This window comes from Roseovarius sp., assembly GCF_048262375.1.
Taxonomy (GTDB): domain Bacteria; phylum Pseudomonadota; class Alphaproteobacteria; order Rhodobacterales; family Rhodobacteraceae; genus Roseovarius.
Map to the genome: position 1 here is coordinate 148,653 of NZ_JBLXFE010000006.1, position 20,282 is coordinate 168,934.

Sequence of the window (20,282 nt, forward strand, 5' to 3'; positions counted from 1 at the left end):
GATATGCAACAGCTCAAAGACGGATATCGGGGGGCCAGCGTGCTGCTTCATGTCAATGCGGATCTGCTGCTCTATCTCTTGACCCTTGCGGTAGCGCTTCTTGCCGGTGGGTATTTCGGCACCCTCTGAGACCTGCGGTTCCACCTCCAGCCACTCGCGTTTTGACAAGGCCAGACAGACGGGTTACTGACATCGACAATGGGATGTCTGACTGGGTTTGAGCAATGAATAATCGCGACGTTAGCCGGCGGCAGGGCGGCAAAATTTTTCTTGCGGTGCGCACAAGCGCGAGTGTTCTGCTCGCACTTATTGTGGCGATAACCCTGTTCGGAGCGGGACACCAGGCAGAGGCGCAATCCTACAGATTTTCCACCGTCGCCATCGAAGGCAATCAACGTATCGAGACCGGGACGATTCTGTCTTATGCTGGGATCGCCCGCAATGAGACCGTCTCGGCCGGGGAACTGAACGATGCCTACCAGAAAATCCTTGCCTCAGGTCTTTTTGAAGACGTCGAACTTGTTCCGCAGGGCAGTAATCTTCTGATCCGTGTCACAGAATTCCCGACGATCAATCAGATCGCCTTTGAGGGGAATGACAAGATCAAGGATGAGGATCTTGCCGGGTTCATCCAGAGCAAGTCGCGTCAGGTTTTCAGCCCCACTCAGGCCGAGCGCGATGCAGGTACAATTTCCGAGGCATATAGCCAGAATGGCCGGATTGCGGCACGCGTAACGCCCAAGGTGATCCGCCGGAGTGACAACAGGGTTGATTTGGTCTTTGAGATTTTTGAAGGCCGCAAGATTGAGGTGCAGCGTATCGGCTTTGTGGGCAACCGGGCCTTTTCCGATACCCGTCTGCGTCGCGTGGTCGAGAGTAAACAGACCGGCATTCTACGAGCCCTGATCGAACGCGACACCTTTGTCGAGGACAGGGTCAATTTCGACCGTCAGGTTCTGACCGATTTCTACAATTCGCGCGGTTTTGTGGATTTCCGGGTGACAGGCACCAATGCCGAATTGGCGCGTGAGCGGGATGCTTATTTCGTAACCTTCAATGTCCAAGAGGGGCAGCAGTTCAGATTCGGGCAGATAACCACGGTCAGCGAGATGAACGGGGTCGAGTCCGAAACGTATCACGATACTCTCAAGATCAAGCCGGGGGTGGTTTATTCTCCGACACTGGTTGAAAATTCGATCGCGCGTATGGAACGCCTTGCGATCAAGAATGGCGTGGACTTTATGCGGGTCTCGCCTCGGATCACTCGCAATGACCGGGATCTGACCCTTGATGTCGAATTCGTGCTTCAGCGCGGCCCCCGCGTATTTGTCGAGCGTATCGACATCGAGGGCAACACGACGACGCTGGATAGGGTGATCCGTCGTCAGTTCGATCAGGCGGAAGGCGATCCGTTCAATCCGCGCTCGATTCGTCAGGCGGCTGACCGGATACGGGCGTTGGGCTACTTCAAGGACGTAGACGTGAATGCCCGCGAGGGTTCGCGCCCTGATCAGGTGGTGATTGAGACCGATGTAGAAGAGACCACCACCGGCACGGTTTCCGTGGGTGCCAGCTTCTCCACCAACTCTGGTCTTGGTATTTCATTGGGATTCTCCGAGCGCAATTTTATTGGACGGGGTCAGCAACTGACCGCGCAGATTCTGGCGACGGGGGACACGATCAACTATAACCTCGGGTTCGTAGAGCCGGCGTTTCTGGGTCGTGATGTGGCCTTTGGACTCGACTTTGCGTTTCAGGAAACTGAAAGTGACAACAGCCTGTTTGACACAGCAATCGGTACATTCCGTCCCAGTCTGACCTTTCCCACCGGCGAGAACACCCGCCTTGGGATATTCTATAATGCCAGCTATGAGGATATGTCCGATTATCAGGGCACGTCTGGCATTCTCCAGAATGAGGTCAACCAAGGCGGTCTCTGGACCAGCGCTTTGGGGTATGATTTCGTTTACGACACCCGCCAAACGGGCCTTAACCCCAATGCCGGGATCCTGTTGTCTTTCGGTCAGGAGTTTGCGGGCCTTGGCGGGGACAACGATTATGTCAAGACCACAGCGCGGTTCGTCGGCCAAACAACGGTGCTGAATGAGGATGTCACTCTGCGGGCCATCCTTGAGGGGGGTGCGATTGAATTCTCTGGCAATCAGAGCAGTCGCTTTCTTAACCGCTTCGGCTCTCAGGTCATTCGCGGCTTTGAGCCCAACGGTATTGGACCGGTAGAGGGCGACGAACTGTTGGGCGGTGATTATTTTGCAGCCCTTAAGTTGGAAGCTGAATTCCCCTTAGGGCTGCCCGAAGAATACGGCATCACCGGTGGCGCGTTTTATGATATCGGCTCTATCTGGGGCATTGGAAACCGCGGGTCAGCCACAGGCACGTTGGCATCAACCGGGTTCAAGGCACGGCATGTTGTCGGATTTTCAGTCTTCTGGTCCTCGCCCTTTGGCCCGATCCGGATGAACTTCTCGAACGCCCTCAAAAAGGAACCCGGCGATATCGAGCAGCAGTTTGATCTGACGGTTCGAACGGAATTCTGATCATGCGGACTGCCCTTGCTATGGCTGGGCTGGTCGTGGCGATGACCTTCGGCGCGCATGGCCCCCTGAAGGCGCAGCAAATGGGTGTGATCCAGAGCGATGTTCTGGTGATTGATCCCGAGCGGATGCTGATCGAATCCGACTATGGTCAACGTCTGCAGGTCGAGATTCAGGCCGAGCGCGACCGTCTGATTGCGCATAATGAGCGGATTGCGATGGAGCTGGAGGCCGAAGAGAAGAAGCTGACCGGTTTGCGGGCCACAACCGCTCCGTCTGGGTTTCGTGTGCTTGCGGATGCCTTTGATCAAAAGGTCGAGGAATTGCGCTTGGAAAGCGAGCGGATGTCCCGTGATCTTGAACGTCGGCGCGAATTGGTGCCAATTCAGTTTATGAGAGTTGTTCAGCCAGTTTTGGCTGAACTGCTGCAAGAGGCTGATGCGATGGTGATGATAGATGCGCGCGCCGTTTTGCTGCATGCAGGCGCAGCCGATATCACCGATGTTGCTGTGGCGCGAATCAACGAACGTATTGGCGCCGGGCCCCAGGCGCAGGATACATCGGATACCCAGCCGGGGCAGGACCCCAAGACCCAACAGGAGCCTGTAGAATAGGCCGCTCAAGTGATATTGCCCCGTGCCATTCGGCTTGCTAGGGGCACCCATGGTGCTACGCGAAAGGACATTCCATGACAGAGCCTCTCAAATCTGCGGACATCCACCTGATTCAGCGGCTTATCCCGCATCGATACCCGTTTTTGCTGGTTGATAAGGTGGTCGACATCGACAGCTATCAATCGGCGCGTGGTATTAAAAACGTGACAATGAACGAGCCGCATTTTCAGGGCCATTTCCCAGGCAAACCAATCATGCCCGGCGTGACGATCATCGAGGCGATGGCGCAGACTGCCGCTGTTATGGTCGGCACGGCTCTGAACATGCAGGATCGCAACTTGTTGGTCTATTTCATGGCCATCGACAGCGCCAAGTTTCGGCGCATGGTGGTACCCGGCGATGTGCTGGAAATGAAACTGCGCACAACGCGGGGAAAACCCGGTGGTAAGGTCTGGAAGTTCGCGGGAGTTGCCGAAGTCGAGGGCGAGTTGGCCGCCGAGGCTGAATTTACTGCGATGATGGATTTACCGAAGGAGTGACGCCTTGCCAGAGATCCGCTGTCCTGCGGTAATTCAGGATAGCTCGGATGTCACATGGGCCCGTGCCTGACGTTGGCGCCAGCCACGGGCAGATGCTCTGTCGAACCCCAACGGGTGTATTCACCCGGCTCTGATTCTAATGCGGGGCGAGCTCTGACTTAGTCCGGGGCTGTGATCGCCTCGATCTTGGGCATCATTTCCGGCATCGCCTTTTGGAGAACAGCAGAAATCATCGGCTGCTGGATCTGCGCCAGTTGCGGCATCTTGCGCATCACGGAACCGCCATGCTCTGAGGTGTAGAAATCGCGCAGCGCCGTCAGTTCATCGAGCGTCATGATATCGGCCATGATTTCATCTTGCTGGAGCATCACATCGGTAAGTGGTTGCGTCAGATGATCAGAGAACAGCGTTTCGATTGCGCTGATTTGTTCCGGTGACATCGGCTGACGGGTCGCGGCCATCTGTTGCACCATCGGCTGCCAGAGTTGGCGAATGAACTCCTGAATATCCATGTCGCGCATTGTGGCCGCAACATAGTCCTTGGCCACAGCGACGCGGGCGTCGCGATCATCTTGGGCATGAGCAGGGAGTGCAAGGCAGAGAGCAAAAAAGGCACCGGTCAAAAACCGCATGGGACAAACTCCAATGATGTAAAATCGGGGCCACACAAACACCTCTTCCCGGACCTGTCAACGGGCCGCAGCCCATATGGCTTGCATGGTGCGCATGAGGTTGATATTTCCATTGAACAAAATCCGATAGATTTAATCGGAAAGAACGCGAGGCCCCGTTGCAGACCCCAATCCCCCGGCTTGAAATCAAGAATCTGACGCGGCGGTATGACGGGCGGCTTGTAGTCAACGACGTCTCGTTGCGTGTTATGCCGGGGCAGGTGACCTGTTTGCTCGGGCCATCGGGCTGTGGCAAATCGACGACGCTGCGCATGATCGCCGGGGTCGAGATGCAGGATTCGGGTGAAATCTGGGTCGATGGCAATCTGGTTTGCAACACAGTGTTTCGCGTGCCGCCCGAGCGGCGGCATATTGGCCTGATGTTTCAGGACTTCGCTCTCTTTCCTCATCTCAGCGTTGCGCAGAACGTGGGTTTTGGCCTTAGCGGTGATAAATCCGCCAAGATGGCCCGCGTTGGCGAACTACTGAACCGAGTGGGACTGGCACGCTATCTCAATGCCTACCCACACGAGCTTTCGGGGGGGGAACAACAGCGCGTGGCGCTTGCGCGCGCTCTGGCTCCGCGACCTGGCATCATGTTGATGGATGAGCCTTTTTCCGGGCTCGACAATCGTTTGCGCGATGGCATTCGCGACGAGACGCTGGATATTTTGCGCGAACAGGACACAGCCGTTCTCTTGGTCACGCATGAACCGGAAGAAGCGATGCGCATGGCCGATGAGATAGCCCTTATGCGCAATGGACAGATTGTGCAGCAGGGCGCGCCTTACAATGTCTACAATGCCCCTGTGGATCGAAGCGCCATGGCGTTTTTCTCTGAGGTCAACGTGATCCGGGGCCGGGTGCGAGGCTCGCTGGTCGATACCCCCTTTGGTCAGTTTTTAGCCCCCGGTGCCTATGAAGGCAGCGAGGTCGAAATCGTTATTCGCCCGCAGCACATCAAGATCGACTTTGATCGTCAGGGGCGCGGCCCGAACCCGACACCTCAGGATGGCACGCCCGCGCGCGGTGTCGTAGAGCGCGCGCGGTTTATGGGGTCAGAGAGCCTTGTGGAATTCCGAATGGATCACGACGGATCGTTGCTCAAGGCGACGGTGCCCAATGTGTTCCTGCCCCAGCCGGGCAAGTCTCTTTGGCTGATGATCCGGCGCGATCGGTGTTTCCTCTTTCCAGTCAAGAGTTGACGCGCGCGCTCTGTGTTGGTCTCAGACCAGACGAGATGTCTCGACGGCTGCACGCACAAAATCGGCAAACAGCGGATGCGGTGCAAATGGCTTGGATTTTAATTCCGGGTGATACTGCACGCCGATAAACCAAGGGTGATCCGACCATTCCACGATCTCAGGCAACCGACCATCGGGGGACATGCCCGAGAATGTCAGGCCGCAGCCTTCGAGCTTTTCCCGGTATTTGGTGTCTACCTCATAACGGTGACGGTGGCGTTCGTCGATCGCTGTGCCGTGATAGATCTGCGCTACGCGGCTGCCTTCCTTGAGCACTGCGTCATAGGCCCCGAGACGCATGGTGCCGCCTTTGTCATCGCTGACTTTGCGCTGCACTTTCTCGTTGCCCTGCACCCATTCTTTTAGGTGATAGACCACCGGCTCAAATCGCCGCTTGCCGGCTTCATGGTCGAATTCTTCCGATCCAGCATCCTTGAGGCCAGCCACATTACGGGCCGCTTCGATCACGGCCATTTGCATGCCCAGACAAATTCCCAGATATGGGATTTTGCGGGTGCGGGCAAATTCTGCGGCCTTGATCTTGCCTTCTGTGCCGCGCTCGCCGAATCCGCCGGGCACCAGAATAGCGTGGAATCCTTCGAGATGTGCCGCAGGGTCTTCGCGCTCGAAAATCTCGGCATCAACCCATTGAACATTGACCTTGACCCGATTGGCCATGCCCCCGTGAATGAGCGCCTCCTTGATCGACTTATAGGCATCCTCAAGCTGCACATATTTGCCGACAATGGCGATATTGACCTCGCCGTCCGTGTTCTGGATCCGGTCGACGACATCCAGCCAAACGGTCAGGTCCGGTTTGGGCGCGGGGCTGATCTGAAACACGTCGAGCACGGCCTGATCCAGACCCTCGCGGTGATAGGCCAACGGCGCCTCATAGATCGATTTGAGGTCGTAGGCCGCGACCACATGCTCCTTACGGACGTTACAAAATAGCGCGATTTTCTCACGTTCCTTATCAGGAATGGGCTGTTCCGACCGACACACTAGAATATCTGGCGCAATGCCGATGCTTTGCAGTTCCTTGACCGAATGCTGTGTCGGCTTGGTCTTCAACTCGCCACTTGCCGCGAGGTAGGGCAGGAGGGTCAGATGCATGAAGATGCACTGCCCCCGCGGACGATCATGGCTGAATTGGCGAATTGCCTCAAAGAATGGCAATCCTTCAATGTCACCCACGGTGCCACCGATCTCGCAAAGCATGAAATCAACCTCATCCTCGCCAATCGCAAGGAACTCTTTGATTTCATTGGTAACGTGCGGAACAACCTGAATGGTTTTGCCCAGATAATCGCCACGCCGTTCCTTTTCCAGCACATTGGAATAGATCCGGCCAGAGCTGACAGAGTCGCTGATCCGTGCCGGTACGCCGGTGAAGCGCTCGTAATGTCCAAGGTCAAGATCAGTCTCGGCGCCATCATCAGTCACAAAGACCTCGCCATGCTCAAACGGTGACATGGTGCCGGGATCAACGTTAAGATAGGGGTCCAGTTTGCGTAAACGCACCGAAAAGCCGCGTGCTTGCAAGAGCGCCCCAAGGGCGGCCGAGGCAAGTCCTTTGCCAAGCGAGGAAACAACGCCGCCGGTTATGAAAATATATCGTGCCATGCGCTGAGGCCCCCGTGTTGCTGTGTGTTTGATGGTTGGTCAAAAACCCAGAGATAGCCTCGAAAGACCGCTCTGCCACGGGATTTAACCCTTACAGGATTCGCGAGGATTACGCAAGCCAACCGCAAGATGCTGTTGCGCGGTAATCCCCAACCTCAATGAATTGTGTCAGTCGGCCGTAGGTGTCAACGGGGCTGTATCGCCAGACGGCGGCGGCAACAGACTGTCGGCATCCGGTAGAGACGGCGCAGTTTGCTCAATGGCAGGCGGCGCGTCGGTCAACCGATCAAGAACTGAAATCCCGGCGGCGTTTTGCGCGGCGATAATGGTCAGCGTGATCGAGGTGATGATAAAGGCAGCGGCCAAGATCCATGTCATCTTGCCCAGTGCTGTAGCGGCCGCACGGCCCGTCATGGCACCACCGCCGCCGCCGCCCATGCCAAGCCCGCCGCCTTCGGAGCGTTGCAGAAGCACCACGCCGATCAGGGCGAGCGCCAAAAGAAGGTGGACGGTCAGGACGACATTTTCCATGGATCAGGGGGCCTACGCTTATGTCTCGATCTGCCGCTATCTATGCAATTCTGCGCCCGCCCGCAACCCGACAATCGGCGCAGGGGTCCCTATTCATCGTCATATGCGATTTCTGCCGGATAGTTCGGCCGGGGGTGGGGCTCTTGCTTGCTCTGATCTGCTGTGGATGTCTGCATCCGTCGGCGAACCGGACTCAATTAGATGTTTCACCCGGCGCGTAGCCCCGCTATACCGACGCGCGGTTTGGACCAAATGCCGAGGGGTAAATCATGGCAAATGTCGTCGTCGTCGGGGCCCAGTGGGGGGACGAGGGAAAAGGCAAGATCGTCGATTGGCTGAGTGAGCGGGCTGATGTTATCGCGCGCTTTCAGGGTGGCCATAATGCGGGCCATACCCTCGTGATCGACGGCAAGGTCTACAAGCTCAATGCGCTACCCTCGGGTGTGGTGCGCGGCGGCAAGCTGTCGGTCATCGGCAATGGGGTGGTGCTTGACCCTTGGCATCTGGTCAAAGAGATCGCCTCTATCCGGGATCAGGGTGTGACCATCACGCCCGAGACGCTGATGATCGCTGAAAATACACCGCTGATTCTGCCTATTCACGGCGAGTTGGACCGTGCGCGCGAGGAAGCGGCCTCTAAGGGTACCAAGATCGGCACCACCGGGCGCGGTATCGGGCCTGCTTATGAGGATAAGGTGGGGCGGCGTTCCGTCCGGGTTGCGGATCTGGCTGATGAGGCGACGCTGATCGCTCGGGTGGACCGCGCGCTTCAGCATCATGATCCGCTGCGTCGAGGCTTGGGCATTGAGCCTGTCAATCGCGAGGCGCTGATCGCGCAGCTCAAAGAGATCGCGCCGCTCATTCTGCCCTATGCGGCGCCGGTATGGAAAGTGCTCAACGAGAATCGCCGTGCGGGCAAGCGTATCCTCTTTGAGGGCGCACAAGGCGCGCTCTTGGATATTGATTTCGGCACATACCCCTTTGTTACCTCGTCCAATGTGATCGCCGGACAGGCCGCGACGGGCGTTGGTCTTGGGCCCAGTGCGATCGATTATGTGCTGGGCATCGTCAAGGCCTATACCACCCGCGTGGGCGAAGGGCCGTTCCCGACCGAGTTGGACAATGCCGATGGTCAGCGTTTGGGCGAGCGTGGCCGTGAGTTTGGCACGGTGACGGGGCGCAAACGGCGCTGCGGCTGGTTTGACGCCTGTCTCGTGCGGCAGACCTGCGTCACTTCTGGTGTGACCGGCATCGCGCTGACCAAGCTGGATGTGCTTGACGGGTTCGAGACGCTGAAAATCTGCGTGGGCTATGATCTCGATGGCACGCGGCTGGATTACCTGCCAACTGCCGCCGATCAACAGGCGCGCTGCACACCGATTTACGAAGAACTGCCGGGCTGGTCGCAATCGACCGAGGGCGCGCGCAGCTGGGCCGATTTGCCTGCCGAAGCGATCAAATACGTGCGCCGGGTCGAAGAGTTGATCGATTGCCCTGTCGCTCTATTGTCTACGTCACCCGAACGCGAAGACACCATTCTCGTCACCGACCCGTTCGCGGATTGAGGAGAGCGCATGGCGCTGAGTTACAAAGCCCGCAAACGCTGGTCGCTCGTGGTCTTGCTGATCGGGCTACCCGCTTATGTGGTGGTGGCCGTGAGTGTTGTGAACTGGATTGACCGGCCTTCGATCTGGATCGAGTTGATGATCTATGTCGGGCTTGGTTTTCTGTGGATCATACCGCTCAAGCGCGTATTTGTCGGGGTCGGACAGCCCGACCCCGATGAGCACAAGGACTGACTCAGTCGTTCATCGTTCTGAAAATACTCAAAAAACCGGCGTCCGCCTTCAGAGCAGGCGCCGGTTTTTTTTGGTTCAGCCACGCATCCGCGCGCCCTCTGCGTCAAAGAGCGCCTCGGTCAGCATCGTCGCCCCCAGTCGATGCCCAAGGATCTCAATCTCGGCCCGCAAGCCCGCCTGTGCCCGCTCGGTTGGGATGAGCGCCAGCGCGATGGATTTGCCCGCATGATGCGAATAGCCGCCCGAGGTGCAAAAGCCGCATACCTCACCGTCGATCCAGACCGGTTCGTAGCCGTTCACATCGGCATCCGTCGCCGCGACCTCAAAGGCCACCAGTTTACGGGCAGCACCCTTGGCGCGCTCAGTCTCAGCCGCCGCCCGCCCCACGAAATCGGCGTTCTTGGCGAAGCTGATGAAACGGTCCATGCCAGTCTCGCCGGGGGTGTAGTCCGGCGAGAATTCATTGAGCCATGAGCCAAAGAAACGATCGAGCCGCAACGACATCATCGCGCGCATGCCAAAGGGTTTCATCCCGTGCTTTTGTCCCTCGGACCAGAGCACATCCCAGAGTGCGCGTTGCGCCATTGGATCGCAAAATATCTCATAGCCCAAGTCGCCGGTGTAGCTGACGCGCTGCACGAGGCACTCTACCTTACCGACGGTGGCATGGCGGATATCCATGAATTTCATGTCTGCCACTTGGTCACGGGTACAAGCGGTGAGCACCTCGCGCGCCTTTGGCCCGGCGATCTGAAAGCCGTTGAGCCGGTCCGAGATGTTTTCGACCTTGACGCCTGCGGTCTCGTTCAGACCAAACCAGCGCATATGGACCGCCTGTGCGCCATAGGAGGCGGTGAGCTGAAATGTCTCGTCATTAAGGCAAGAAACGGTGAAATCCCCCCAAAGCCGACCTTTGGGCGAAAGCATCGGGGTCAGTGACAGCCGTCCCGCTTTGGGGATACGCCCCGCCATGATCCGGTCGAGCCAGTCCCGTGCCTTGGGACCGGTGACGAGGTATTTGCCGAAATTGTGCACCTCATTGATGCCCACGGCCTCTCGTACTGCCTTGACTTCGCGGGCTGTCGCCTCCCATGCGTTCGAGCGACGGAAAGACGGGGTCTCGAAGCGCGGCTCGTCTCCTTGGGCAAAATAATTGACGACTTCGAGCCCGTACTGCGCGCCCCACACAGCACCCATCGTGTCAAATACGTCATACATTGGAGTTTGCCGGAAGGGGCGAGCGGCAGGAAGCTCCTCGTTGGGGTAGCTCACTGAGAACCGTTTCTGATAATTCTCGATCACCTTGGGCCGGGTATACCCCGGCGTGATCCAGTCGCCAAAGCGTGCCACATCCATGGCGGTTACGTCACGCTCGCATTCGCCCTCAACCATCCACTGCGCCAGCATGAGGCCCACGCCGCCACCCTGAGAAAAGCCCGCCATCACGCCGCAGGCTGACCAATAGCCGCGCAGGCCCGGAATGGGGCCGACTAGGGGGTTACCGTCGGGAGCAAAGGTGAAGGGGCCGTGAATGACCGATTTGACCCCGGCCTGCTCCAGCACCGGGAACCGCCTGTAGGCGAATTCGATGCTGGCCTCGATCTTGTCGAGGTTGTCGGGCAGGAGTTCGTGGCCGAAATCCCAAGGTGTGCCATCCACCGCCCAAGGCTTGCAGGGCTGTTCATAGAACCCGATACACAGACCGCGCCCCTCTTGCCGCAGATAGCTTTCGCCTGCGGGGTCCATGACATGCGGATGCTCGCTGTCGCGGTTGTAAATTTCAGGGATTTCGTCCGTGACGATATACTGATGTTCCATCGGGTGCAGCGGCAGGTAGACACCCGCCATCGCCCCCACCTCGCGTGCCCATAGGCCGCCCGCATTGACCACATGTTCGGTGTGAATCGTGCCCTTGTCGGTGACAACATCCCAAGTGCCATCGGCGCGCTGTTTGGTTTCGCGCACCATGCAATGGGTCTCGATCGTAGCACCGCCCATACGCGCGGCGCGGGCATAGGCATGGGTGGTGCCCGAGGGATCGAGATGCCCGTCGAGCGGATCGTAGAGGCCACCGATGATGCCATCGACATTGGTGACCGGTGCGATCTGTGCGATCTCTTCGGGGGTCACGATATGGGTGTCGAGGCCCATGTAACGATGCTTGGCACGCTCGGCCAAGAGCATATCAAAGCGATCACGGTTGTCGGCCAGCGTCACGCCGCCCACATGGTGCAGGCCGCAGGACATGCCAGTGATCTCTTCCAGCTCCTTATAAAGCCGGATCGTATAGCCCTGAAGAGCGGCCATATTGGTGTCGCCATTGAGGGTATGAAATCCCCCCGCCGCATGCCATGTCGAGCCGCTGGTCAATTCAGACCGTTCAAGCAGCATAACATCCGACCAACCCAATTTGGTCAGGTGATAGAGCACGGAACAGCCGACGACACCGCCGCCGATCACGACCACGCGGGTGCTGGTTTTCATGGGGAACCTCCGTTTGTTTTTCCAGACCCTGCCCGGTGGCGCTCAAAGAGCATGTCAATTGGCGACAAAAGCTGACGCAAATGAGGTGTCGGGAATGCTTTCACGGAAAGAACCGCCCCCTGCAGATCCAAGTTTAGACACTGAAAAACAACCTTAAGACGAATCATTGGAATAAAAGACCCGTTTATAGTATGTTGGCGTCACCCATATAGCCTATGGGACACTTCAATTATATTAAGGAGAACTTTGAAATGGCTCAACAATTTCATGAATTTGATCATGGCGCCGTAGAAGCTGCATTGGACGCCGCACGACGCAGACACGAAGAGAACGATGCAGCTAAAAACCTCACGGCGCGATCCGCAGTGCCCGCAGGCGGTGGCCATGTCGCCCTTGCGGCGCAATGCATCGCGGTGACCGTCGAGAACAACAAGGTCTGCCTCAATCTGCCGCTTGGATTTGGCAAGCACTGTTTCCCTCTGCCCGTGTCTATTCCTAATGGCACTGCGGCTGAGGCCTGTCTGGACATCTGCACCAAGTTCGGCATTCCCACCGGCATCAAGGTCTATATCAAAGTCGCGGGCAATACGGTGCTCAGCGAAACTTTTGGCGTGTGCTAACCTGAGATTGATCCTGATGCACCTTTCCGGGTGGGTTCGGGTATCGGCCTGTCCTCTGATCGAGGGCAGGCCATTCTACTGACCGCGCTTCGCAACATCTCTGGGCGCAACCTCTCTGGCGCACGGGGTGCGGCGACCTGTAATATCCACGACACGAACTGTCGCATACCGGCAGGTCTGCAGGTTTGAGACGGGTAAAAGTGGCCTCTGCGGAAAGCCAAAGGGACACCCCATGAAGACCCATGCACAGGCCGTTGTGATCGGCGGCGGCGTTATCGGATGCTCGATTCTTTATCATTTGACCAAGCTAGGCTGGACCGATGTAGTCCTGCTGGAACGTAACGAGCTGACAAGTGGGAGCACTTGGCACGCAGCGGCCAATATCCACGGCTTGCACGACAGCGCCAATATCAGCCGCCTGCAGCATTACACGATGAAGCTCTATAACGAGCTTGAGGCCGAAACAGGACAAAGCTGCGGGGTGTTTCAGCCCGGTAGCCTTTATCTGGCGCAGACCGAGAATCGTGAGCATCAGCTGCGCCTGCAAGCGGCCAAGGCCAAGCTTTATGGCATGAACTTTCACGAGATTGGCCGCGACGAAGCCGAGCGGTTGCACCCCTTGGTGAACTTTGACGGTATCCGTTGCATCATGTACGAGCCCGATGGCGGCAATGTGGACCCTTCGGGCGTGACAAACGCCTACGCAGTGGGCGCACGTCAGCGCGGCGCGGAAATTCATCGCTTTACGCCCGTGACGGCAACGGTGCCGCAGCCCGACGGCAGCTGGATTGTCGAGACGCCCAAAGGCAATATTCACACGCCTTGGGTGATCAACGCCGCTGGTCTCTGGGGACGTGAAGTGGCGAAACTGGCCGGGATCGATCTGCCGTTGCAGCCCACCGAGCATCAGTATTTCGTGACCGAGATGATCGCCGAGATTTCAGGCCTGGACCGGAGGTTGCCTTCGGTCGCGGATCGGGACGGCGAATATTATCTTCGGCAAGAGGGCAAGGGGCTCTTGATCGGGGCCTATGAGCGCGACATGCGGTTCTGGGCGGAAGAGGGCACGCCGCTCGATTTTGCACATGATCTCTTTCCGGACGATCTGGAGCGGATCGAGGAAAACATGATGCGTGCGATTGACCGGGTGCCCGTCGTGGGCAATGCGGGCATTAAGCGCGTGATAAACGGACCGATGATTTGGTCGCCAGACAGCAACGTGATTCTTGGGCCGGTGCCAGAGCTTAAGGGGTATTTCTGTTGTAACGGCATTATTCCGGGGTTCAGCCAGTCGGCGGGCATGGGATGGATGGTGGCCGAATGGTTGATCAACGGAGAAATGAAGTACGATATGTTCCCCTGGGACATCGCGCGCTTTGGTCTCTGGGCCAACAATCGCGATTTCGTCAAGGCCAAGGTGCGCGATCAATATGCCCACCGGTTCTCGATTCATTTTCCCAATGAAGAGCGGAGCGCAGGGCGCCCATTGCGGGTGCGCCCTGCCTACGAGATGCAGCGCGATATGGGGGCGGTCTTTGGACTCAATTATGGGTGGGAGCATCCTTTGTGGTTCGCAGACGCGCCCGGCACGGTGGATACCAACGGCTTTACCCGGCAGAACTGGTGGGGTACGGTGGGCGAAGAATGCCGCATGCTGCGCGAGCGCGCAGGCATCATCGACATATCCAACTTTGCCAAATACCGGGTCAAAGGGCCGGGGGCAGAGGACTGGTTGAATGCTGTGTTCGCGAACCGGATGCCAAAGTCTGTCGGCCGGTCCTGTCTTACGCCACTGATTGGGGTGCGCGGCGGAATCGCCGGCGATGCGACTGTTACGCGGCTGGCAGAAGACGAGTTTTGGGTGATTTCATCGGGCATGGCGGAACGCTATCATAAGCGGTTCTTTGACGCGGTACCGCTGCCGGATGGCACGACATTCGAAAGCCTGACCGACAAGGTGTGCGGCTTCAATGTCGCGGGGCCGAAATCGCGTGAGATATTGCAACGATTGACCAATGCCTCACTCAGCACTCAGGAATTTCCGTTCATGCGCTCGGCCCGGATCGAATTGGGTGGGGTGGACTGTGTGGCCCTGCGAGTCAGTTTCACCGGCGATCTGGGATGGGAGTTGCATTGCGCGGCAGAGGATCAGGTTCGGCTCTACACCGCACTTCTTGAGGTCGGACGTACCGTGGGCGCAGGGCCGGTGGGCAGTCGCGCGCTTATGAGCCTGCGGATTGAGAAAGGCTACGGTTCTTGGTCGCGCGAATACAGCCCCGAATACTGGCCGCAAGAAGCAGGGTTGGCTGGCCTGTGCAAGATGGACAAGGCGTTTCTGAACAAGTCTGCCTTGCAGGAAGTGATCGGCGAACCTGCGCGTGAGCAACTGGTGATTCTGCATCTCGACGAGAGTGATGTGACCGCCTCAAACGCTGATGCCACGGGGGGCGAGCCGATTTTCAAAGATGGTGTGGGCGTCGGCCGCGTATCATCGGGGGCCTATGGCTATACTGTCGGCATGAGCCTTGCGCTTGGCTATGTCAAAGGTGGGGCCGTGCCAGGTGACTTGGTCGAGGTCATGGTTTTGGGTCGGCCGCACCGCGCATGTATTCTGCATGAGGCACCGTTTGATCCTGATGGTGCGCGTTTGCGTGCCTGACGCGTCAGCCGTCGCCTTTGTCGGCGGCGGCTTCCTTGGCGGCTTTGAACCGTTTGAGCTTGTCCAGAAGAACCGCGCGCGCCTTGATATTGGCGCGACGCACGCGCACGGCGGTTAAAAACGCCTCTTCTGCAGTCTGCGAGGTGGCCCCGAGGATCTTTTGGATATCGCTGACGATCATCTCATCGCCCGTGACCTCGATCGCCTTGATGACGTCGCGGGCCAGCTCATCCGCCAGATCCTCGGTAACACCCATATTCTGTCCTCAACGCGTGTTTTCGGTCAAACGACGTTTCACATAGGTGCTGACGGAACTGATCATCGTGTCCATATGCGGCTCTTTGAAGAAATGATCCGCACCTTCCACCTCTTGATGGGTGATGGTGATCCCATGCTGTTCATGCAGCTTGTTCACCAGCGTCTTGGTGTCCGCAGGGGGGGCGACTCGGTCTAGGCTGCCATTGATGATCAGGCCAGAGGCCGGGCAGGGGGCGAGAAAGCTGAAGTCATACATATTAGCTGGCGGGCTGACGGATATGAATCCGGTGATTTCAGGCCGCCGCATCAAAAGCTGCATGCCGATCCACGCGCCAAAGGAAAAACCCGCAACCCAACAATGTTTGGAATTGTTGTTCATCGATTGCAGATAATCGAGGGCTGAGGCGGCATCGCTCAGCTCTCCGATTCCCTGGTCGTATTCGCCCTGGCTACGGCCAACGCCGCGGAAATTGAACCGCAACACGGTAAAGCCCATGTTGTAAAAGGCGTAATGCAGGTTATAGACAACCTTGTTGTTCATCGTGCCACCGAATTGTGGATGCGGATGCAGCACAATCGCGATGGGCGCGTCTTTTTCCTTTTGTGGGTGATAGCGGCCTTCGAGCCGACCCTCTGGGCCGGGAAAGATAACCTCGGGCATGGGTTCCCTGTGTCCTCTTCATGGGTGAGTGCGATAATCTTGACGACTTCGCTCGGGCACCTTAGAATTGTTCTAAATTGCGATCCGGGCCAAACTGGCTCAGAGCGAGATAAGCGTTGTGCTGCGCAAGGTCAATCTGTTCGCATGGGAGAAGATCAATGAAACTGAGCACAAAAGGGCGTTATGCCATGGTTGCGCTTGTCGATATCGCTTTACAGCCTCCGGGAACGGTGGTCACGCTGGGAGATATTTCCCGGCGGCAGGATATTTCATTGCCCTATCTGGAGCAGCTTTTTGTAAAGCTGCGCCGGGCAGAGCTTGTGACATCGGTGCGCGGACCTGGAGGGGGCTATCGACTTGTACGGCCCGCCTCGGAAATCCGGGTGGCCGATATTCTGGCTGCCGTGGATGAAACGATCGACGCGCTGCACAAGGGGGCAGGGGCCTCGGGGGGGACAAGCGGATCTCGGGCGCAATCCATGGCGAACCGGCTGTGGGAAGGGTTGAGCGCGCATGTCTATGTATTTTTACATCAGACGCGGTTGAGCGATGTGGCGGGCAATTCGCTCGCCCCATGTCCGGCCGTGCCGCATCTCTTTGCTGTGGTAGATGACGATTGACGCCATGCCTGTGAGAGCTTGGCCCTTACAGACCCGGCGGACCTGACCAACAAGAATGGGCGATCATGCAAAGGGTCTATCTTGATTACAATGCCACGGCCCCGCTGCGCCCTGAGGCGCGCGAGGCCATGCTGGAGGCCATGGACCTGATCGGCAACCCGTCGAGCGTTCATGCAGAAGGGCGTGCCGCCAAGGGGCTGGTTGAGCGCGCGCGCGCCCAAGTGGCGGCGGCCCTTGGCGCGGAGGGGGCGGATGTAATCTTTACCTCCGGGGCGACAGAGGCGGCGGCTCTTGCCTGCAGTGGGCGGGATTTGCACGGGAGCATGGTAGAGCATGATGCTGTCGGCGCGTGGATCAATCCCGATTTATCGGTGGATGCTGAAGGGCGGGTCTCAGTTTCCGATCCCGGCGGGTCAGTCCTTCAACTGGCAAATTCCGAGACTGGGGTGATTCAGTCGCTGCCCGAAGGTTTGGCCGTTAGCGACATGACGCAGGCCTTTGGCAAGCTGCCGGTGGCCTTCAACTGGTCCGGTGCGGAGATGGCGCTTGTTTCCGCTCATAAGTTGGGCGGGCCAAAAGGCATCGGCGCATTGGTTATCCGGCGCGGCACCGATCTTGCGGCTCAGATTCGCGGTGGCGGGCAGGAAATGGGCCGTCGGGCCGGAACCGAGAATGTCATCGGTATTGCCGGATTTGGCGCTGCAGCCGAGGCCTGTGGCCATGATCTTGCTGAAGGAAAATGGGCGCAGATCGAAAAACTTAGAAACATTCTAGAAAATACCATTGCAGAGTTTTCAAATGAGACTATTTTTGTCGGGAAAGATGCGCCGCGTTTGCCGAATACCAGTTGCTTTGTCACGCCGGGATGGAAGGGCGAGATACAAGTGATGTCTATGGATCTTTCTGGGTTTGCGATCTCTGCCGGGAGCGCGTGTTCCAGTGGCAAGGTCAAGGCAAGTCGGGTGCTGCGCGCGATGGGATTTGATGAGGCTCTGGCGGGGTGCGCGATCCGCGTATCGTTGGGGCCGCAGACATCAGAAGACGATATCTTGCGCTTTGCCGAGGCTTGGCTGAAGCGCCTGCAAAAACATCGGGGCCGATTGGCCTGATATGTAAGGAGAGGGGAATGGTTGCTGTGGATAACGTTCAGGTCAAGGACGGTGTAGACCGCGAAACCGTCGATGCAGTGCGCCAAGTTGGCGAGGCCTATAAGTACGGCTGGAATACCGACATCGAAATGGAATACGCGCCGCTTGGTCTGAACGAGGACATCGTGCGCCTGATCTCGTCCAAGAACGAAGAACCCGAATGGATGACTGAGTGGCGGCTTGAGGCGTACCGCCGCTGGCTGTCCAAGACTGAACCCGACTGGGCTATGGTGGATTACCCCAAGATCGATTTTCAGGCGCAGTATTACTATGCGCGCCCCAAGTCGATGGAGGTGAAGCCCAAGTCGCTGGACGAGGTCGATCCCAAGTTGCTGGCCACCTATGAAAAGCTGGGTATTCCGCTCAAGGAGCAAATGATTCTGGCCGGGGTCGAAGGGGCCGAGGACGCGCCCGCCGAGGGCCGCAAGGTGGCGGTGGATGCGGTGTTTGACAGCGTGAGCGTCGGGACAACCTTTCAGGCTGAGTTGCGCAAGGCCGGCGTGATCTTTTGCTCGATCTCCGAGGCGATCCGGGAGCATCCCGAACTGGTCAAGAAGTACCTCGGCTCGGTCGTGCCTGTGAGCGATAATTTCTACGCCACACTGAATTCCGCCGTGTTTTCCGATGGCTCCTTTGTCTATGTTCCGCCCGGTGTACGCTGTCCGATGGAGCTGAGCACCTATTTCCGCATCAATGCCGAGAACACCGGACAGTTCGAGCGGACGCTGATCATCGCGGACAAGGGTTCTTACGTGAGCTATCTTGAGGGCTGCACCGCGCCCAAGCGGGACACGAGCCAGCTTCACGCCGCCGTAGTCGAGATCATCATCGAGGAAGATGCCGAGGTGAAGTATTCCACGGTGCAGAATTGGTATCCGGGCGATGAGAACGGCAAAGGCGGGATTTACAACTTTGTCACCAAGCGCGCCGATTGCCGGGGGGACCGGTCCAAGGTGATGTGGACGCAGGTGGAGACCGGATCGGCGGTCACATGGAAATACCCCTCTTGCATACTGCGCGGAAATGAAAGCCAAGGCGAGTTCTATTCGATCGCCATCGCCAACAATTATCAGCAGGCCGATACTGGCACCAAGATGATCCATCTGGGCAAAAACACCCGGTCGCGCATCGTGTCCAAGGGGATCAGCGCGGGCCATGCGCAGAACACCTATCGCGGGCTGGTCAGCATGCACCCCAAGGCCAAGAACAGCCGTAATTACACGCAATGCGACAGCTTGCTCATCGGCGACAAATGCGGGGCGCATACGGTGCCCTATATCGAGGTCAAGAACAACTCGAGCCGTGTCGAACATGAGGCCACCACCTCCAAGGTGGATGACGATCAGATGTTCTATTGCCGCGCCCGTGGCATGGACGAAGAAGAGGCCGTCGCTCTCGTGGTCAATGGGTTCTGCAAGGACGTGCTTCAGGCGCTGCCGATGGAGTTTGCTATGGAAGCGCAGCAACTGGTGGCGATTTCGCTTGAGGGGAGCGTGGGCTAACGCTCGCCCTTGGGAAAAACGCGATGATTATTGCCACCATCCGCCACACTGAGGGCCAACGGGTCACTGACTGCCACGGCATGATCGCGGGCGCTTTGGTGTCCATGGTACCTGTCAGCGCCTCTGCAGGCGTGTTGGGTTGAGATGGGCGGGACAAAAACCATAGACAGGCCAGTCCTGACCTTGCCCGACGCGGAAGCCGCGCATTTGCGCAAGGTTTATGGACAGGCGGACGTGATCCTTGAATATGGCTCTGGTGGGTCAACGGTTGTTGCCGCCGAATTGCCCGGCAAGCGGCTCTTTTCGGTCGAGAGTGACGAGGATTGGGCGCGAATGATGCGGGGGTGGTTTGCAGAAAATCCACCCGCACAAGGGACTGAGGTGGATGTCATCTGGTCTGATGTCGGCCCGACGAAAGAATGGGGGTTCCCTCGTAACGCGCGCGGCTGGCAACGCTATGCGCGCTATCCGCTTCAGGTTTGGGGCCTACCCGAGTTTGTCCAGCCCGATGTGGTGCTGGTAGACGGCCGATTTCGCACGGGTTGTGTTTTGGCCGCAGCGTTGCGCACGGCGCGGCCTATCACGCTTCTCTTCGACGACTACACCCCTCGGAAACACTATCACCGGGTTGAGGAGTTCATTGGCGCGCCTCGGCTGGTGATTGGTCGCATGGCGGAATTCGAGGTGAAGCCATTGACGCTCAGGCCCGAAGACCTGTTGACGATCATAGAGATGATGACGCGGCCCTGACGCC

At 57.9% G+C, this 20,282-nt stretch carries 19 protein-coding genes; 13 read left to right on the plus strand and 6 right to left on the minus strand.

The genetic code is table 11. From position 1 onward, the window contains the following. Positions 1 to 3: 3 nt before the first annotated feature. From ACN0SW_RS09045 to fabZ, 4 genes are all read left to right on the plus strand, one after another. The gene (locus ACN0SW_RS09045) at positions 4 to 129 is read left to right on the plus strand and encodes a hypothetical protein (RefSeq protein WP_417727592.1); all 126 of its coding nucleotides are present in this window, start codon (positions 4 to 6) and stop codon (positions 127 to 129) included. A gap of 95 nt (positions 130 to 224) precedes the next feature. Continuing rightward, positions 225 to 2,555, plus strand: coding sequence for an outer membrane protein assembly factor BamA (gene bamA, locus ACN0SW_RS09050; RefSeq protein ID WP_417727593.1), 2,331 nt, complete (start codon positions 225 to 227; stop codon positions 2,553 to 2,555). A gap of 2 nt (positions 2,556 to 2,557) precedes the next feature. Then, positions 2,558 to 3,166 (plus strand): OmpH family outer membrane protein, encoded by a 609-nt coding sequence (locus tag ACN0SW_RS09055; RefSeq protein ID WP_417727594.1) that lies wholly within the window; start codon positions 2,558 to 2,560, stop codon positions 3,164 to 3,166. A gap of 74 nt (positions 3,167 to 3,240) precedes the next feature. Then, positions 3,241 to 3,705, plus strand: coding sequence for a 3-hydroxyacyl-ACP dehydratase FabZ (gene fabZ / locus ACN0SW_RS09060; protein WP_417727595.1), 465 nt, complete (start codon positions 3,241 to 3,243; stop codon positions 3,703 to 3,705). Between the two features lie 158 nt (positions 3,706 to 3,863). On the opposite strand, the gene ACN0SW_RS09065 is transcribed toward fabZ, so the two are convergent. Next, the gene (locus tag ACN0SW_RS09065; RefSeq protein ID WP_417727596.1) at positions 3,864 to 4,337 is read right to left on the minus strand and encodes a DUF2059 domain-containing protein; all 474 of its coding nucleotides are present in this window, start codon (positions 4,335 to 4,337) and stop codon (positions 3,864 to 3,866) included. Between the two features lie 158 nt (positions 4,338 to 4,495). Here ACN0SW_RS09065 and ACN0SW_RS09070 point away from each other — a divergent pair, with 158 nt between their 5' ends. Continuing rightward, on the plus strand, positions 4,496 to 5,581 hold the full coding sequence (locus ACN0SW_RS09070; RefSeq protein WP_417727597.1) for an ABC transporter ATP-binding protein: 1,086 nt from the start codon (positions 4,496 to 4,498) through the stop codon (positions 5,579 to 5,581). 21 nt (positions 5,582 to 5,602) lie between these two features. On the opposite strand, the gene ACN0SW_RS09075 is transcribed toward ACN0SW_RS09070, so the two are convergent. Both ACN0SW_RS09075 and secG read right to left on the minus strand, forming a co-directional pair. Further along, positions 5,603 to 7,246, minus strand: coding sequence for a CTP synthase (locus ACN0SW_RS09075; RefSeq protein ID WP_417727598.1), 1,644 nt, complete (start codon positions 7,244 to 7,246; stop codon positions 5,603 to 5,605). A 168-nt stretch (positions 7,247 to 7,414) separates the two neighbouring features. Beyond that, positions 7,415 to 7,777: a preprotein translocase subunit SecG gene (secG, locus tag ACN0SW_RS09080; protein WP_417727599.1), complete on the minus strand. Its 363-nt coding sequence runs from the start codon at positions 7,775 to 7,777 to the stop codon at positions 7,415 to 7,417. 269 nt (positions 7,778 to 8,046) lie between these two features. Between secG and ACN0SW_RS09085 the strand changes: the two genes are divergently transcribed. Both ACN0SW_RS09085 and ACN0SW_RS09090 read left to right on the plus strand, forming a co-directional pair. Further along, the gene (locus ACN0SW_RS09085; RefSeq protein WP_417727600.1) at positions 8,047 to 9,342 is read left to right on the plus strand and encodes an adenylosuccinate synthase; all 1,296 of its coding nucleotides are present in this window, start codon (positions 8,047 to 8,049) and stop codon (positions 9,340 to 9,342) included. Between the two features lie 9 nt (positions 9,343 to 9,351). Continuing rightward, positions 9,352 to 9,576, plus strand: a complete 225-nt coding sequence (locus tag ACN0SW_RS09090) for a DUF2842 domain-containing protein (protein WP_417727601.1) — start codon at positions 9,352 to 9,354, stop codon at positions 9,574 to 9,576. A gap of 75 nt (positions 9,577 to 9,651) precedes the next feature. On the opposite strand, the gene ACN0SW_RS09095 is transcribed toward ACN0SW_RS09090, so the two are convergent. Further along, entirely contained in the window at positions 9,652 to 12,060 is a 2,409-nt protein-coding gene (locus tag ACN0SW_RS09095; protein WP_417727602.1) for a GcvT family protein, read from the minus strand. A gap of 251 nt (positions 12,061 to 12,311) precedes the next feature. Here ACN0SW_RS09095 and ACN0SW_RS09100 point away from each other — a divergent pair, with 251 nt between their 5' ends. Beyond that, positions 12,312 to 12,680: a hypothetical protein gene (locus tag ACN0SW_RS09100; RefSeq protein ID WP_417727603.1), complete on the plus strand. Its 369-nt coding sequence runs from the start codon at positions 12,312 to 12,314 to the stop codon at positions 12,678 to 12,680. Between the two features lie 232 nt (positions 12,681 to 12,912). After that, positions 12,913 to 15,339: a GcvT family protein gene (locus ACN0SW_RS09105; protein WP_417727604.1), complete on the plus strand. Its 2,427-nt coding sequence runs from the start codon at positions 12,913 to 12,915 to the stop codon at positions 15,337 to 15,339. 4 nt (positions 15,340 to 15,343) lie between these two features. Here the strand turns inward: ACN0SW_RS09105 and ACN0SW_RS09110 are convergent, their stop codons facing one another. After that, positions 15,344 to 15,595: a hypothetical protein gene (locus ACN0SW_RS09110; RefSeq protein WP_417727605.1), complete on the minus strand. Its 252-nt coding sequence runs from the start codon at positions 15,593 to 15,595 to the stop codon at positions 15,344 to 15,346. A 9-nt stretch (positions 15,596 to 15,604) separates the two neighbouring features. Further along, positions 15,605 to 16,258 (minus strand): alpha/beta hydrolase, encoded by a 654-nt coding sequence (locus ACN0SW_RS09115; RefSeq protein WP_417727606.1) that lies wholly within the window; start codon positions 16,256 to 16,258, stop codon positions 15,605 to 15,607. A 158-nt stretch (positions 16,259 to 16,416) separates the two neighbouring features. On the opposite strand from ACN0SW_RS09115, the gene ACN0SW_RS09120 reads away from it, so the two are divergent. The 4 genes from ACN0SW_RS09120 (at position 16,417) to ACN0SW_RS09135 (ending at position 20,278) form a co-directional block, all read left to right on the plus strand. Further along, complete coding sequence (locus tag ACN0SW_RS09120) at positions 16,417 to 16,878, plus strand: Rrf2 family transcriptional regulator (protein WP_417727607.1); 462 nt, start codon at positions 16,417 to 16,419, stop codon at positions 16,876 to 16,878. Between the two features lie 65 nt (positions 16,879 to 16,943). Continuing rightward, positions 16,944 to 17,987, plus strand: coding sequence for a cysteine desulfurase family protein (locus tag ACN0SW_RS09125; protein WP_417727608.1), 1,044 nt, complete (start codon positions 16,944 to 16,946; stop codon positions 17,985 to 17,987). A gap of 17 nt (positions 17,988 to 18,004) precedes the next feature. Continuing rightward, the gene (sufB, locus tag ACN0SW_RS09130) at positions 18,005 to 19,528 is read left to right on the plus strand and encodes a Fe-S cluster assembly protein SufB (RefSeq protein ID WP_417727609.1); all 1,524 of its coding nucleotides are present in this window, start codon (positions 18,005 to 18,007) and stop codon (positions 19,526 to 19,528) included. Between the two features lie 144 nt (positions 19,529 to 19,672). Then, the gene (locus ACN0SW_RS09135; protein ID WP_417727610.1) at positions 19,673 to 20,278 is read left to right on the plus strand and encodes a hypothetical protein; all 606 of its coding nucleotides are present in this window, start codon (positions 19,673 to 19,675) and stop codon (positions 20,276 to 20,278) included. Positions 20,279 to 20,282 lie beyond the last annotated feature (4 nt).

Excerpts from the sequence above, each read along its gene's own strand:
- ACN0SW_RS09105 (WP_417727604.1), top strand. The coding sequence starts at position 12,913 with ATGAAGACCCATGCACAGGCCGTTGTGATCGGCGGCGGCGTTATCGGA.
- ACN0SW_RS09120 (WP_417727607.1), top strand. The coding sequence starts at position 16,417 with ATGAAACTGAGCACAAAAGGGCGTTATGCCATGGTTGCGCTTGTCGAT.
- ACN0SW_RS09125 (WP_417727608.1), top strand. The coding sequence starts at position 16,944 with ATGCAAAGGGTCTATCTTGATTACAATGCCACGGCCCCGCTGCGCCCT.
- ACN0SW_RS09075 (WP_417727598.1), bottom strand. The coding sequence starts at position 7,246 with ATGGCACGATATATTTTCATAACCGGCGGCGTTGTTTCCTCGCTTGGC.
- ACN0SW_RS09045 (WP_417727592.1), top strand. The coding sequence starts at position 4 with ATGCAACAGCTCAAAGACGGATATCGGGGGGCCAGCGTGCTGCTTCAT.
- ACN0SW_RS09065 (WP_417727596.1), bottom strand. The coding sequence starts at position 4,337 with ATGCGGTTTTTGACCGGTGCCTTTTTTGCTCTCTGCCTTGCACTCCCT.
- ACN0SW_RS09085 (WP_417727600.1), top strand. The coding sequence starts at position 8,047 with ATGGCAAATGTCGTCGTCGTCGGGGCCCAGTGGGGGGACGAGGGAAAA.
- ACN0SW_RS09055 (WP_417727594.1), top strand. The coding sequence starts at position 2,558 with ATGCGGACTGCCCTTGCTATGGCTGGGCTGGTCGTGGCGATGACCTTC.
- ACN0SW_RS09135 (WP_417727610.1), top strand. The coding sequence starts at position 19,673 with ATGGGCGGGACAAAAACCATAGACAGGCCAGTCCTGACCTTGCCCGAC.
- ACN0SW_RS09090 (WP_417727601.1), top strand. The coding sequence starts at position 9,352 with ATGGCGCTGAGTTACAAAGCCCGCAAACGCTGGTCGCTCGTGGTCTTG.
- secG (WP_417727599.1), bottom strand. The coding sequence starts at position 7,777 with ATGGAAAATGTCGTCCTGACCGTCCACCTTCTTTTGGCGCTCGCCCTG.
- fabZ (WP_417727595.1), top strand. The coding sequence starts at position 3,241 with ATGACAGAGCCTCTCAAATCTGCGGACATCCACCTGATTCAGCGGCTT.
- ACN0SW_RS09115 (WP_417727606.1), bottom strand. The coding sequence starts at position 16,258 with ATGCCCGAGGTTATCTTTCCCGGCCCAGAGGGTCGGCTCGAAGGCCGC.
- ACN0SW_RS09110 (WP_417727605.1), bottom strand. The coding sequence starts at position 15,595 with ATGGGTGTTACCGAGGATCTGGCGGATGAGCTGGCCCGCGACGTCATC.
- ACN0SW_RS09100 (WP_417727603.1), top strand. The coding sequence starts at position 12,312 with ATGGCTCAACAATTTCATGAATTTGATCATGGCGCCGTAGAAGCTGCA.
- bamA (WP_417727593.1), top strand. The coding sequence starts at position 225 with ATGAATAATCGCGACGTTAGCCGGCGGCAGGGCGGCAAAATTTTTCTT.
- ACN0SW_RS09095 (WP_417727602.1), bottom strand. The coding sequence starts at position 12,060 with ATGAAAACCAGCACCCGCGTGGTCGTGATCGGCGGCGGTGTCGTCGGC.
- sufB (WP_417727609.1), top strand. The coding sequence starts at position 18,005 with ATGGTTGCTGTGGATAACGTTCAGGTCAAGGACGGTGTAGACCGCGAA.